The organism is Cellulophaga baltica, from assembly GCF_018861125.1.
GTDB lineage: Bacteria > Bacteroidota > Bacteroidia > Flavobacteriales > Flavobacteriaceae > Cellulophaga > Cellulophaga baltica_A.
In genome coordinates this window covers 26,282-40,847 of the sequence record NZ_JAHKQN010000018.1, presented here as the reverse complement: position 1 = coordinate 40,847, position 14,566 = coordinate 26,282, and the positions used below count along the sequence as shown (strand labels likewise).

At 33.6% G+C, this 14,566-nt stretch carries 8 protein-coding genes; 5 read left to right on the top strand and 3 right to left on the bottom strand.

Annotated elements, in window-relative coordinates; all coding sequences use genetic code 11:
* Nucleotides 1-172 precede the first annotated feature (172 nt).
* From KO500_RS08445 to KO500_RS08435, 3 genes are read left to right on the top strand one after another with little or no spacing between them, the layout of a single operon-like run.
* The gene (locus tag KO500_RS08445) at nucleotides 173-8,794 is read left to right on the top strand and encodes an Ig-like domain-containing protein (RefSeq protein ID WP_215956099.1); all 8,622 of its coding nucleotides are present in this window, start codon (nucleotides 173-175) and stop codon (nucleotides 8,792-8,794) included.
* Nucleotides 8,795-8,807: 13 nt separating this feature from the next.
* Nucleotides 8,808-9,755 carry a PorP/SprF family type IX secretion system membrane protein gene (locus tag KO500_RS08440; protein WP_215956098.1) on the top strand — a complete coding sequence of 316 codons (948 nt, stop codon included), beginning with the start codon at nucleotides 8,808-8,810 and terminating at the stop codon, nucleotides 9,753-9,755.
* Between the two features lie 3 nt (nucleotides 9,756-9,758).
* Nucleotides 9,759-11,717, top strand: a complete 1,959-nt coding sequence (locus tag KO500_RS08435; RefSeq protein WP_215956097.1) for an OmpA family protein — start codon at nucleotides 9,759-9,761, stop codon at nucleotides 11,715-11,717.
* Here the strand turns inward: KO500_RS08435 and KO500_RS08430 are convergent.
* On the bottom strand, nucleotides 11,714-12,196 hold the full coding sequence (locus tag KO500_RS08430) for a DUF305 domain-containing protein (RefSeq protein WP_215956096.1): 483 nt from the start codon (nucleotides 12,194-12,196) through the stop codon (nucleotides 11,714-11,716). The two genes, KO500_RS08435 and KO500_RS08430, sit on opposite strands and share 4 nt — an antisense overlap.
* A gap of 178 nt (nucleotides 12,197-12,374) precedes the next feature.
* Here KO500_RS08430 and upp point away from each other — a divergent pair, with 178 nt between their 5' ends.
* Entirely contained in the window at nucleotides 12,375-13,028 is a 654-nt protein-coding gene (gene upp, locus KO500_RS08425) for a uracil phosphoribosyltransferase (protein WP_215956095.1), read from the top strand.
* A gap of 2 nt (nucleotides 13,029-13,030) precedes the next feature.
* Here upp and KO500_RS08420 read toward each other — a convergent pair whose 3' ends face one another.
* On the bottom strand, nucleotides 13,031-13,666 hold the full coding sequence (locus tag KO500_RS08420; RefSeq protein WP_215956094.1) for a hypothetical protein: 636 nt from the start codon (nucleotides 13,664-13,666) through the stop codon (nucleotides 13,031-13,033).
* Nucleotides 13,667-13,897: 231 nt separating this feature from the next.
* On the opposite strand from KO500_RS08420, the gene KO500_RS08415 reads away from it, so the two are divergent.
* Complete coding sequence (locus KO500_RS08415; RefSeq protein ID WP_215956093.1) at nucleotides 13,898-14,116, top strand: hypothetical protein; 219 nt, start codon at nucleotides 13,898-13,900, stop codon at nucleotides 14,114-14,116.
* 66 nt (nucleotides 14,117-14,182) lie between these two features.
* Here the strand turns inward: KO500_RS08415 and KO500_RS08410 are convergent, their stop codons facing one another.
* Complete coding sequence (locus KO500_RS08410) at nucleotides 14,183-14,515, bottom strand: hypothetical protein (protein ID WP_215956092.1); 333 nt, start codon at nucleotides 14,513-14,515, stop codon at nucleotides 14,183-14,185.
* Nucleotides 14,516-14,566: the final 51 nt, after the last annotated feature.

Here is a 14,566-nt window from a genome sequence, read left to right as displayed (position 1 = left end):
TAGTAGTTTTATAACATAGGATTAGCTTTTCACAATAGTTTTCATAAGGTTCACAACATTAGTTTTTAGCTTGTATTAAAATATAGTTTTTTTACAATCAATTACTATAAGCTTTTTCTTGCTCAATTGTTTTGGTTTGAAAATAGTTATAAGTAGATGATTTATTTACTATATGCCTAGAGTTTTTAAAACACAACCAACCAAACTAGCTATTCAAAAATTTATTTTTGCAATAGCAATATTGTTTTCTTTCCAATCTGCAATTTCTCAAACAACTGGAGCATGGACAGATTTGGGTTCTGGACTTTATGAATCTATAAGCTCAGATGGTTTAGTAAAAGTACAAGCACAATTTTCTGGTGATATAGATTCTCAAACGAGTGGAACTATGGATTGTTCAGAATCTTCAGATAGATTTAGTGATCCTTCAATTTATAACAACCCCTCTTTAAACTTTGCGGTAGAAGATAATAACGGAACTATTGTATTTAGTTTTTTCGATAATGTATCAGGTTTGCCAATTGAAATTGAAAATCCAATTCTTCATGCAGACAGAGTTGGTGGTTTCTCAACGTTAGGAAATGTCTCAACAGGAATTTTTACACTAGCATCTGGTACATGGACGGAGCTGAATGAAGATGCTTCTGATAGTTTTGAAACAACTACAACAACTTTCCAAACAGATACAGGTTTTTTATTCGGTGGTATTGATGAGTGTTCTGCAGGAGCGGGTAGCTTACAAATTAATTCACTTACAAACACATTTACTATAAATACAACATTTAGCCAAGGCTTTTTAGGAGCTATTTCAGATACTGTAAATTTTGCTTTCTCGAACTTAGTTATTGATCCTTGTACGTATGGTGCAATTACAGGTACAATTACAGCAAATGATAGTGATGGTGATGGTATAAATAATAGTTGTGATTTTGACAATGATAATGATGGTATTTTAGATGATGATGAAGGTAAATGTACTCCATCACAATCCGGAAGCTGGAGTGTTGCAACAACAACAGCATCGTATGATTATGGTAATGGTGTAATTGCAAAAGTAACTACTACTAATGCTACTGATCTTGGAGTTGGTAATTTTACCAGTGGTGATTTTTGGTCTGAAGATCTAAGTGGTGATACAGCTTTTGAGGCAACTTATGTTGATGGATGTACTACAAAAGTTGAATTTGTTGATGAATTTGATAATCCTGTTATTGTAGACAGTCCAATACTTCATTTAGATAGAATAGGTGGCAGTAATACAAATTCAGAACAAACAACATTAATTGTAACATTATTAAATGGGTTAACTTGGTATAAATTAGCAGGTACTTACGACTTTGTTACAACAACTACAACGGCAAAAGATGGCGGTGTAGGTTTGGATATAGATGCTTCGTATACACCAGAAACAACATTAACGGATAGTGATGGTACTGCGGCAGGTTCTTTGCAAATAAACCAAAGAATTTCAGAATTTACATTAGAATTTAGTGAAGCAATAGCTGGAGATACAACGGTAGATGCTATTGAAATAATTCTGTTTGCTTGTAAAGATAGAGATACGGATAGTGATGAAGTTGCAGATTATATAGATTTGGATAGTGATAATGATGGAATTTATGATGCTGATGAGGCTGGTCATAAAAAAACACATACAAATGGAGTGCTTACTGGTAGTGTAGGTTCTGATGGAGTGCCAGATGTTGCACAATCTTCAGTAGACAGTGGCTTAACAAATTATACATTAGCAGATTCTGAAGCTTCACCTGATGGTATTTATGATTTTGTTGAACTTGATGCTGATGGTGATAATTGTTACGATGTTTTTGAGGCAGGTTTTACGGATGATAATAATGACGGACTTCTGGGAGATCTAGTAACAGTTGTTGATGATAACGGACTTGTTACGGGTACTTCGGTTGTTGACGGTTATACAACACCCGCAAATTTAGATAGCGGGGAAGGTAATACAGTCTATGATTTTCAGCAAGAAGGACAAGAAATAGTAATAGCAAACGCATCAGGGCAACCTCAAGATGTAACCACTAATGGTACTGGAGCACAAACTTTTAGTGTAAATGCAACCGGCGATGCATTAGAATATCAATGGCAAGTTGATGATGGTAGTGGTTTTATTGATATAGATCCATCAAATACAACAGATATTTATACGGGTAGTAATACAGAAACACTCACGCTAACAGGTATTACGGCAACATATAATGGTTACTTGTATCGTGTAAATATTACTGATGAATATTTTTTATGTACTGATTTAACTTCAGATGAAGCAGAACTAATTTTTGATTCTCGTTACCCTAGTGCTCCAACAGTTATTATTGTTGAAGATATTGATGATGATGGTTATTTAAACAGTACAGAACTTATAGGAGATATAGATGTTACCGTACAATTACCTTCTGATGCAGTTGCTGGTGATAAGTTGTATATAAACAGTGTTGAGTATGTGTTAACGGCATCTGATATACCTTCTGGGACTTTTAACGTAAGTTATTCGAGCCCTGGAGAAGGGAATACATTAACTGTAGAAGCTTATGTAACTAATAGTGATGGAAGTAATGTAGGTATTAAAGCAGATGACAGTGTAATAATAAGTACAGCTTTACCTGCAGCACCAGTGGTCACAGCTATTTCTGATGATACTGGTAATGATACCACTGATGGTATTACAAACGATAATGAAATAATAATAAGAGGTACTGCAGTAGCAAATAGTGAAGTTGAAATTTTTATTGACGGAACAAGTATCGGAATAACCACAACAAACAGTTCAGGAGTTTGGTCTTACGATCATTCAGCTGTTGTATTATCAGATGGTGATTATGATATTACTGCAATAACTACAGATGCTATAGGTAATGAAAGTGTTTCATCTGCCGAATTTCCAATTACGATTGATACAATTGCACCTACATTAATTGTAATTAATTCAATTTCAGATGATACAGGGAGTAGTTCTACAGATGAAATAACATCAGACAATACTTTAATTATAGCAGGGTTTGCAGATAATGGAGAAACAGTTGAAGTTTTTTTAGATGGTACGAGTATTGGGACTATAACAGCTAATATTACTTTGGGGCAATGGACTTTAGATTATAGAGGTATTCCTCTTGCTGATGGTGATTACACATTAACAGCATATGCAATAGATACTGCTGGTAATACGAGTGCTGTTTCAGCAGATTTTCCAATCACAATTGACACTATAAATCCAAACGAACCAACAGTAACAACCATCACAGTTGATTCAGGAAGTAGTACATCTGATGGTATTACAAATGATACAACATTAATTTTCAGTGGAACATCAGAAGCAAATAGTATTGTTGAAGTTTTTGTTGATGGTGTGAGTATTGGCACTACAACTACAAATAGTAGTGGGGAATGGAGTTATAATCATACATCAACTGTTTTGGCAGAAGGCGATTATACCATTACAGCAAGAGCTTCAGATTTAGCTGGGAATTCAAGTGCTTTAAGTACTGATTTCCCATTAACTATTGATGTTACAGCACCAGCAACTCCTGTTATTACGGCAATTAGTGAAGATACGGGTAGCAGTTCTACAGATGGTATTACATCTGATAATCAATTAATTTTTAGTGGAACATCAGATGCAAATGTTATTTTAGAACTTTTCTTGGATGGTAATAGTATCGGAACAACTACGTCAGATAGTAGTGGTAATTGGACTTTTGATTATACAGGTGTTACTTTAGTGGATAATGATTATGGAATTACAGCAATAGCATCAGATACAGCAGGGAATTTAAGTGCTGAGTCTGCTGAATTTTCTTTTACAATTGAAACAGACAATAACTTTGCGCCTTTTATTTCTAAAATTACTGATGATACAGGAGAAAGTACTACAGATGAGATTACCTCAGATAATACGTTAATAATAACAGGTTTGTCAGGGCCAAATGATACAGTTGAACTCTTTTTTGATGGGGTAAGTGTAGGCACTGTTTTAGCAAATGGTTCTGGTCAATGGTCTTTTGATTATACGGGGATAGTATTAGCTGATGATACGTATATATTAACAGCGCAGTCTATAGATGAGGCAGGAAATATAAGTGGTTTTTCTGCAGATTTTCCAATTACTGTTGATACAACAGCTCCTATAGCTCCTTTAGTTACTTCTATTACTAATGATACAGGTAGTAATACTTCTGATGGTATTACAAATGATACAACAATAATTTTTAGTGGAACTTCAGAAGCTGATAGTGTAGTAGAGGTTTTTATTGATGGTGTAAGTATTGGCAGTACAGCTACGGATAGTGCTGGTGATTGGACGTATGATTATACAGGTACTGTGCTATCGGAAGGAGATTATATTATTACAGCTAGGGCAACAGATTTGGCTGGTAATGTAAGTGCAATTAGTACTGATTTTCCGATTACTATTGATACTACAGCACCAAATAGCTCAGTAGTTACGTCAATTTCTGATGACTTAGGAACGAGCAGTACTGATGGTTTAACAAGTGATAATACTTTGATTTTTAGCGGAACTTCAGAAGCTGATAGTACCGTTGAAGTTTTTATTGATGGTACAAGTATTGGAACTACAATAACAGATGGTTCAGGAAATTGGACTTTTGATTATACAGGTTCAACATTAGCTGATGGTGATTATGACATTACAGCACAGACAATAGATGTTGCAGGTAATACAGGAACACTTTCTGTAGTTTATCCAATCACTATTGACACTAGTTCTCCTACGTTAACATTAGTATTGAATGATATCACCGCTGATAATACGGTAAATAAAACAGAATCCGAAGGTAACATTACAATTACCGGAACAGTAACCGGGGATTATTCTTCTGGCGATACGGTAACTTTAGTGATTAACGGAGTTACTACAACAGGAACTGTAAATAGTTCAGGAACTTTTAGTATTGTAGTTTCAGGTTCAGATTTAGCATTAGATGCAGATTCAACAGTTGCTGGAAGTATTAGCGTTACTGATGATGCTGGTAATATAGGAACAGCAACACACGACAAAGTCTATAATGTTGATGTTGATGAACCAGCACTTACATTAATAATAAATGATATTACAGCTGACAATACAGTTAATAAAACAGAATCCGAAGGTAACATTACAATTACAGGAACAGTAACTGGAGATTTTACAACAGGTGATACGGTAACTTTAGTAATCAACGGAGTTACAACAACAGGAACAATTGACAGTGCAGGTTTATTCAGCATTATTGTTTCTGGTTCCGATTTAGCATTAGATGGAGATACAACGGTTGCAGGGAGTGTAAGTTCATTAGATATAGCTGGTAATACTGGTACTGCAACACATGATAAAATTTATAATGTTGATGTTGATGAACCAGCACTTACATTAGTAATAAATGACATTACAGCAGATAATATAATAAATAAAACTGAGTCCGAAGGAAACATTACTATTACTGGTGCAATAACCGGAGATTTTATGACAGGTGATACGGTAACTTTAGTAATTAATGGAGTTACAACAACAGGAACAATTGACAGTGCAGGTGTATTCAGTATTGTAGTTTCTGGTTCCGATTTAGCAATAGATTCGGATACAACAGTTGCAGGAAGTGTAAGTACAACAGATACTACAGGAAATGTTGGAACAGCAACACATGATAAAGTTTATAATGTTGATATTATTGAACCAACACCTACGTTGGTAATTGATGATATTACAGCAGATAATACTATTAATGCTACGGAGGCAATGGGTACTGTTACGATTACAGGAACAGTAACAGGAGATTTTATGACGAGTGATACGGTAATCTTAGTAATTAACGGAGTTACAACAACAGGAACAGTTGACAGTGCAGGTGTATTTAGCATTGTTGTTTTTGGTTCCGATTTAGCAACAGATTCAGATACAACAGTTGCAGGTAGTGTTAGTACAACAGATACTACAGGAAATGTTGGAACAGCAACACATGATAAAGTTTATAATGTAGAGATAGATTTACCAATGCCTACATTTGTCATTGATGATATTACAGCTGATAATATAATAAATAAAACAGAATCTGAAAATACGGTAACGATCACCGGAACAGTTAGCGGAGAATTTACAGCTGGTGATATTGTTAGTTTAGATATTAACGGAGTTGTTAGTACAGGTGCAGTTGATAGTGCTGGCGAATTTAGTATTGTAGTTTCTGGGGCAGATTTAATAGTAGATGCAGATACTACAGTAGCAGGGAGTATTACTACAACAGATAGCTCAGGAAATACGGGAACGGTTACAACGGATAAATTGTATGCTGTAGATATTGTAGTTCCGAATGCACCAATTGTTACGGCTATTAGTGACGATTCTGGGGTTGATATAACTGATGGAATAACAAATGATAACACCTTAATTTTTAGTGGAACCGCTGAGGCTGATAGTACTGTTGAGGTATTTATTGATGGTTCAAGTATAGGAACAACCACCACAGATAGTTCAGGTAATTGGTCTTTTGATCATACCGGAACTACATTAGCAGATGGAGATTATATTATAACAGCACAAGCTACAGATGAAGCAGGAAATACAGGAGTTATTTCAACTGGTTTTCCAATTACAATCGATGCTACGGTGCCCGTATTAACGCTTGTTATTGATGATATAACAGTAGATAATACAATTAACGCTACTGAAGCAACGACTACTATTACAATTACCGGAACGGTAACGGGTGAATTTATGACGGGTGATACGGTAACTTTAATAATTAACGGAGTTACAACTACGGGAACAATTGATAGTACAGGTGCATTTAGTATTGTTGTTTCTGGTTCAGATTTAGCAATAGATTCAGATACAACAGTTGCAGGAAGTGTAAGCACTACAGATACTAAAGGTAATATTGGAACAGCAACACATGATAAAGTTTATAATGTAGAGACTGATTTACCAATGCCAGCATTTGTTATTGATGATATTACTGCCGACAATATAATTAATAAAACAGAATCTGAAGGTGATATTACTATTACAGGAACAGTTAGCGGAGAATTTACGGCTGGTGATATTGTTATTTTAGATATTAATGGAGTTATTTCTACAGGAACAGTTGATAGTGCTGGTAATTTTAGTATTGTTGTTTCTGGTTCAGATTTAATAGTAGATGCAGATACTACAGTAGCAGGAAGTGTTACAACAACTAGTTCTTCAGGAAATACAGGAACAGTAACTACTGATAAATTATATAATATAGATATTACAAATCCAGTACCAGGTTTATTTATTGATGATATTACTGATGATAATACAGTTAATAGAATAGAATCTGAAGGAGATATTACAATTACAGGAACAGTTAGTGGAGAATTTACGGCTGGTGATATTGTTAGTTTAGATATTAACGGAGTTGTTAGTACAGGTGCAGTTGATAGTGCTGGCGAATTTAGTATTGTTGTTTCTGGGGCAGATTTAGCTTTAGATGCAGATACAATTGTTGATGGTAGTGTTACTACTATTGATAGTGCAGGAAATACGAATACAGTAATTCAGCAAAAAGATTATGATGTTCAAACAGTTGTAATCGTAAGTCCAATTATAACAGATATTTCAATAGATTCTAATATTGTTGATGATCAAATAACGAATGATAATACTTTAATAATTAGCGGTACTTCTGAGGCTGATAAGATTATAGAAGTATTTATTGATGGAGTAAGTATAGGTACTACAACTGCTGATAGCGCTGGTGATTGGAGTTTTGATTATACAGGTACGACACTTTTTGATGATATGTATGATCTTACCGCGATAGCATCTGATGTGTATGATAATACAAGTGTTTCTTCTGCAGTATTTACAATTGTAATTGATACGGTTGCACCAACAGTAGAAGATCAAATTACAGATAATTTAACACCAGTAATTAGAGGAACTGGTGAAGCAAATGAAATTTTAACGGTTGCTATTGATACTGATGAAGATGGTATTGATGATGTAACATATACAGTTACTGTTGATGCTAATGGTGATTGGAGTCTTGATACAGCAACATTAACACCAGATAGTGGTTCGTATACGGTTACCAATTATCCTTCAATTTTAAATGTGAGTACAAGCGATATTGCAGGAAATATTGGTACAGGAATTATTACAATAACCAATGATTTTGATAATGATGGGTTAACTAATGACGAAGAAAATACATTAGGTACAGACCCTTATGATGCGGATTCTGACGATGATGGTATCAATGACGGACAAGAAGTTATTGACAATACTAATCCGTTAGATGATTGTGATTCTATTGGTGGAACACCGTTGGGCACTTCTGATTGTGATGAAGATGGCTTAACAAATGATGAAGAAGCGAATATTGGAACTGATCCTGAAGACCCTGATACAGATAATGATGGTATAAATGATGGTGCTGAGGTTATTGATAATACAGACCCATTAGATGCTTGTGATTCTATCGGCGGAACACCACCAGCAGACGTTGCTTGTGATATCATAATTGTAAGTGATTTGGTTACTCCAGATAGTAATCAAGGTGTTTTCTTAATACAAAACATAGAGGCTTTCCCTGATAATTCCGTTGAAGTTTTCAATAGGTGGGGCGTAAAAGTATTCTCAACACAAACGTATAATAATAACTCTAATGCATTTGTTGGTGAAGCAAACGGTAGAGTAACATTAAACGCTAACGAACAATTGCCAACAGGTACTTATTTCTATGTTATTAAATATGTAAAAAATGACGAAGTAAACCAAAAGTCGGGCTATTTATACCTTAACAGATAAACAAACGAAAAATATGAACTTTCGTAACCATATAAAATCACTAATTGTATTGCTTTTGCTAGCCGTGCCATTTTTTAATGCAAATGCACAGCAAGATGCACAGTACACTCAATATATGTATAATACCCTTGCTATAAATCCTGGTTATACAGGTTCAAGAGGTGTGTTGAGCATTGCAGCATTGCATCGTTCACAATGGGTGGGATTAGATGGTGCGCCGACAACACAGACATTTAATATTCATAGTCCCATAAACAATCGAGTAGGTTTAGGTTTATCTATAGTAAACGACGAAATAGGGAACGGAACTAATCAAGACACTTATTTTGATGCTACTTTTTCGTATACAATATTAGCTTCTGAAACTGATAAAATATCATTTGGTTTAAAAGCTGGCGGTCATTTTTTAAATATCGATTTTAATCAATTGAGAGTTTATGATCCATCATCAGCACCACCAGGAACCACAAATATTGACAAAAAGTTTTCACCCAATTTTGGTGCAGGAATCTATTTTCATAATGAGCGTTTTTATGCAGGTGTTTCCATTCCTAACTTTTTAGAAACGGAACATTTTGATACAAGCGAAACTTCATATGTAGGTACTGAGCGTATGAACTGGTACTTTATTTCAGGATATGTTTTTGATTTAAGTTATAATTTAAAGTTAAAACCAGCAATTTTATTTAAAGGTGTTAATGGTGCTCCTTTACAGGCTGATGCTTCGGCAACGTTGCTTTATAATGATACTTTTTCACTAGGTGCAGGGTACAGATGGGATGCAGCATTAAGTGCACTTTTAGGATTTCAAATTACAGAACGTTTAATGATAGGTTTAGCCTATGATAAAGAAACTACAACTTTAGGAGCTTCAAGTTTTAATGATGGTTCTTTTGAGGTCTTTTTAAGGTATGAATTTAAATCGAAAAACCAGAACGCATTAACTCCTAGATTCTTTTAAGCTATGAAAAAACAACACTACATCATATTGCTTTGTTTCTTGGGTGTGTTTCAAAGCACTTTCGCACAAAAATATGGCTTAAAAAAGGCTTCAGAAAGTTTTGACAACTATTCTTATGCTAAAGCTATAGAAACCTATGAACAACTTGTTTCAAAAGGTTATGAATCGCAAGAGATTTATGAAAATTTAGGTGATGCAAATTATAATAATGGCGATTACGAAGAAGCATCTAATTGGTACGGTAAACTTTTCGATTTAAAAGAAACTACGATTGGTACCGAATATTATTTTAGATATGCTCAGTCATTAAAATCAGTTGGTGATTATAAAAAATCGGATAATTACATGCGTAAGTTCAACAAATCAAAAAAGAATGATTTAAGAGCTTTAAAGTTTTCAAATAACATTGATTATCTTAAAAAAATAAACAATAGCAAAACAAAATTTACGCTTAAACCATTATCAGTAAATTCAAAAGAATCTGATTTTGCTCCGTCATTATATGAGAAAGGGCTTGTGTTTGCAAGTGCTCGCGATTCAGGAACTTTTGTAGGTAATATTCATAAATGGACGAATAAACCATTTTTAAATTTATTTAAGGCAGATACTGTTTCAGAAGGAGAATATGCCGCACCTGTAGAGTTTTCAAGTGAACTAAACGGAAAAACAAACGAATCATCTACCGTCTTTACAAAAGATGGTACTACCGTATATTTTACCCGTAATAATAGTGAGAATGGAAACTTTGTAGAAGACGAAACAGGGTTAAGCAGACTAAAAATTTATAGCGCAACTTTAGAAAGTGGTAAATGGACAAACATTACAGAATTACCTTTTAATAGTAATTCTTATTCAACGGCAAACCCAACTTTGAGCGCCGATGAAAAAACAATGTATTTTGCATCAGATATGGAACCTAGTTATGGTGCATCTGATATTTTTAAAGTTGAAATTTTAGAAGATGGAAGTTTCGGTACACCTGAAAATTTAGGAGAAACAATTAATACGGAAGCTCGTGAAACTTTCCCATTTATTGCGGCTGATAATGAATTGTATTTTGCATCTGATGGACATCCTGGCCTTGGCGGACTTGATATGTATAGTATAAAATTAGATAGTGACGAGGTGTTGAATTTAGGGGCACCAGTAAACAGTAATAAAGATGACTTTTCCCTTATTTTAGATGAAGAAAATAGTACGGGTTTCTTTGCTTCTAACAGAGAAGGAGGAGTAGGTGATGATGATATTTATGGCTTTGAATATGAAAAACAAGAGGAAGAACAAGAAGTTGTATATTCAAAAATTAATGGAACTGTAATTGATAAAGTTACAGGTGAAGCTATTCCATTTGCAAGAATTACGGTGTATGATTACTCTAAAAATGAATTAAGAGAAATTGATGCTGATTTTGAGGGTAAATTTGCTTCAGAAATAGAATTTCCCAATATAAAGTATAGATTTGTTTCACAAGCAGAAAGTTATAATGATGCTACGGCATATTTAATTACGCCAATTGGTGAAGTCGATGAAACGTTAGGAGAGCTTGACTTTATAATCGCCATGGAAAAAGGTGAAGCTTCGACGGTAATTGGTGCCGATTTAGTTAAAATACTTGAAATGAACCCTATTTACTTCAGCTTAAACAGCTCGTATTTAAATAGAGAATCATATCCTGAATTAGATAAGGTAGTAGCGTACATGAAAGAAAACCCAAATACTAGGGTAGAAGTGGGTTCACATTCTGATAGTAGAGATAGTGACCGATACAATATCTGGTTGTCTGACCGTAGAGCAAAATCTACAGTAAAATATATTGTTTCTATGGGAATAGATACAGACCGTATAACAGGTAAAGGTTACGGAGAGTCACAATTAGTAAACAAATGTAGTAATGATGTAGAATGTTCTGAAGAAGAGCATGCACTAAACCGTAGATCAGAGTTTATTGTTTATAGCAACTAATTCTCATTTTCTAATCGCTCTATCATTGCTTTCATTTCTAGTATTTCCTTTTTTTGAGCTTCAATAATTTCTTTTGAAAGTTGTTTAACTTCTGGATCTTTTATTGCAGCTCTTTCACTGGTTAGTATTGCAATAGAATGGTGTGGAATCATAGCTCTCAACCAAAAAAGGTCACCAATAATTGGTTTTTGGGCTCTTACTAGTGACAATGATCCGAAAAAAATGATAATACTCCCAAATATAATAGCTATGTTTTTTTTAGTGTTTTTATACATTTTCAACATAAAAAACAGCATAATCAATGCCATTGCTGAAATACCTAAACAGGTCATGTAAAACCGTGTTAAGCTAAAATAAACATGGTCAATTGCATATGTATTTAAGTACATTGTAATATACATGGCTACAAATGAGCAACCTAACATTAAAAAGAATTTAGTGTAAGTACTGCTTTTTGTTTTTTTGTCAGAATGATTCATAATAAAAATTTGTAATTAATATAAATTCTAATAGTTCAATATTAGATGTGGACTATCGTAAAATTAGAATCAATTAAACATTCTCCTTTCTTCAAAAGCTTTTAAAAATAACTGAAATCAAAAATCGAGATTTAAACTTGTAGCTAAAAAATTGTATTTTTAGACAATATTATTTGCTATGACGATACATAATTTTGAAAACGAAAATTCTATTTTAAACAGATTTCTAAAACAACTTAGAGATACAACTATTCAAAAAGATAGTATGCGTTTTAGAAAAAATATAGAACGTGTTGGTGAAATTATTAGTTATGAGATTAGTAAAACATTGCCATACAAAGATGAAGAAATAACAACACCATTAGGAACTAAAAACGTACCCGTACTTGCTGATGAAATAGTGGTATGTTCAATTTTAAGAGCTGGTTTGCCATTGCACCAAGGTTTGTTAAATTATTTTGATGATGCAGAGAATGGTTATATTTCTGCTTTTAGAAAACATGAAAATGGCGAAGATGAATTTGAGGTAATTGTCGATTATTTTGCAGCGCCATCATTAGAAGGTAAAATACTCGTTTTAGCCGACCCTATGTTAGCTACTGGTAGAACCTTAGAAAATGTATTAGAAGGATTAAAACCACACGGAACTCCAAAGCAGATTCATATAGCATCAGTAATAGGTTCGCAAGAAGGTGTAGATTTTGTAGCCACTAAATTCCCAGAGAACACCCATTTATGGATTGCAGCTGTTGATGATGAGTTAAATTCAAAAGGCTATATAATTCCTGGTTTAGGTGATGCTGGTGATTTAGCCTATGGTTCTAAATTATAAATCTAAACGCTAGTATTTGCTGGTGTAGGATCATTTTCTTTTATACGAGTTCTACATTTTTGTTCTACTGAATACAAATTATCAATACCTGAAATAGAAATAGTGCTTGGTACATATTGGCTAGGGCCATTTTTTCTACTACGCATTTTTCCTGTTCTGAGTTGAAATGTGATGTTTCCACTAGTTCCTTTACTTTTTGTATTTATCGTGCCATTAAATTGCTCCCAATCTGTACTTGTAGCTTTGCCTTTTCTAAATTGAATTAACCGACTAGGTGTTCCCACAAAATAGCCTCCTTTTTGAAAAAAAATTACGATAGCGCTAATCAATATAACAATACCAATAAGCATAAAAAAACTGAGTATTGCTGCGGGCATTAATAGTGAATCATAATTATCTAAGGTAGCCACTTTTGCGACACCGTTTTCTTTAAAATGCACTTCTTCACCAAAAAACAAAGGGCCTAAAAATAAAAAACCGATGGTACCACTTATGCCCAACCAAAAAGTAGAAAACACAAATAGTAAAATTGAATAACTTAAAGGTTTTCTTCTTTTGGCTTTAACTATAAAATCAACTTCTTCAGTGCCAATTAAAGTTTTAAGTTCATTTGGTACAGCGTTTATATTGATGTTCATGCTTTGTTTTTTATGTAAAGATACTTAAAAAGTGAGTTCGATGATTTTGAGCAAACCGACGAAATACATCTACAATCGCTGAGCTGTAAATCGATCAAATACGCTTGGTCGGGTGAGTTATACCACTTATCTGATATTTTTCAAAAGAACGAAAAAGAGTGTCGTTGAGCGAATCAGAACCTAGCAAAACAACAATGTCTGCGTTATATATATGTAACAAATACGCAAGACATGAAAACTTTAATCATCACTATCTTTTTTATCTTTATCGGAGTAACTGCTCAAGCACAAGATGTTAAAAAAGAAGTAAAAGTTGAAACTGCACCAAAAACAATTGTTATATCAACATCTTACGAAACTTCTACGGCACGTTTATACAAGTTCAAAAATTCAAGAATTAAAAAAGAATTGTCTTTCACTACAAAAGCAAACAAAGCGAAGTTGTCATAACTAAAAAAGCAAATACTATAATCAAATAATATTTGCTCAAATTCTTAATAAAAAAAGTTTTGTTTTTTAATCTAAAGATTGTTTTCCAATTTCGTCTAACATATCAATCGGATTCGGATTATTTTTCTTCCAAGTTTTTTCTAGATATTTATAAAGTAAATAGCAACTTAAAATTCCAAATGGTAATGCTATGATACTTAATAAAGTTTCATTAATAGTATCTATTGTACCTGGAGAAACAATCTCTGTAATAATACCACAAATTAAACCAAAACCTAAACAACCAACATAATAAGAAACTATGCCTAAAATAGCATAACCCCATTTTTGTTTATCAAATTCATCGGCTAAATTGTAAAAATACTTTCCTATCCAATAAAATAATATCAGTGCTAACATAATTTTTTCTTTTGAAGGGTTTGTAAATGGTGTTTGGTTGTTCTATTTCAA

What these genes read in the sequence shown, in the direction of transcription:
- KO500_RS08445 (WP_215956099.1), top strand. Translation starts at nt 173, where the DNA reads ATGCCTAGAGTTTTTAAAACACAACCAACCAAACTAGCTATTCAAAAA.
- KO500_RS08440 (WP_215956098.1), top strand. Translation starts at nt 8,808, where the DNA reads ATGAACTTTCGTAACCATATAAAATCACTAATTGTATTGCTTTTGCTA.
- KO500_RS08435 (WP_215956097.1), top strand. Translation starts at nt 9,759, where the DNA reads ATGAAAAAACAACACTACATCATATTGCTTTGTTTCTTGGGTGTGTTT.
- KO500_RS08430 (WP_215956096.1), bottom strand. Translation starts at nt 12,196, where the DNA reads ATGAATCATTCTGACAAAAAAACAAAAAGCAGTACTTACACTAAATTC.
- upp (WP_215956095.1), top strand. Translation starts at nt 12,375, where the DNA reads ATGACGATACATAATTTTGAAAACGAAAATTCTATTTTAAACAGATTT.
- KO500_RS08420 (WP_215956094.1), bottom strand. Translation starts at nt 13,666, where the DNA reads ATGAACATCAATATAAACGCTGTACCAAATGAACTTAAAACTTTAATT.
- KO500_RS08415 (WP_215956093.1), top strand. Translation starts at nt 13,898, where the DNA reads ATGAAAACTTTAATCATCACTATCTTTTTTATCTTTATCGGAGTAACT.
- KO500_RS08410 (WP_215956092.1), bottom strand. Translation starts at nt 14,515, where the DNA reads ATGTTAGCACTGATATTATTTTATTGGATAGGAAAGTATTTTTACAAT.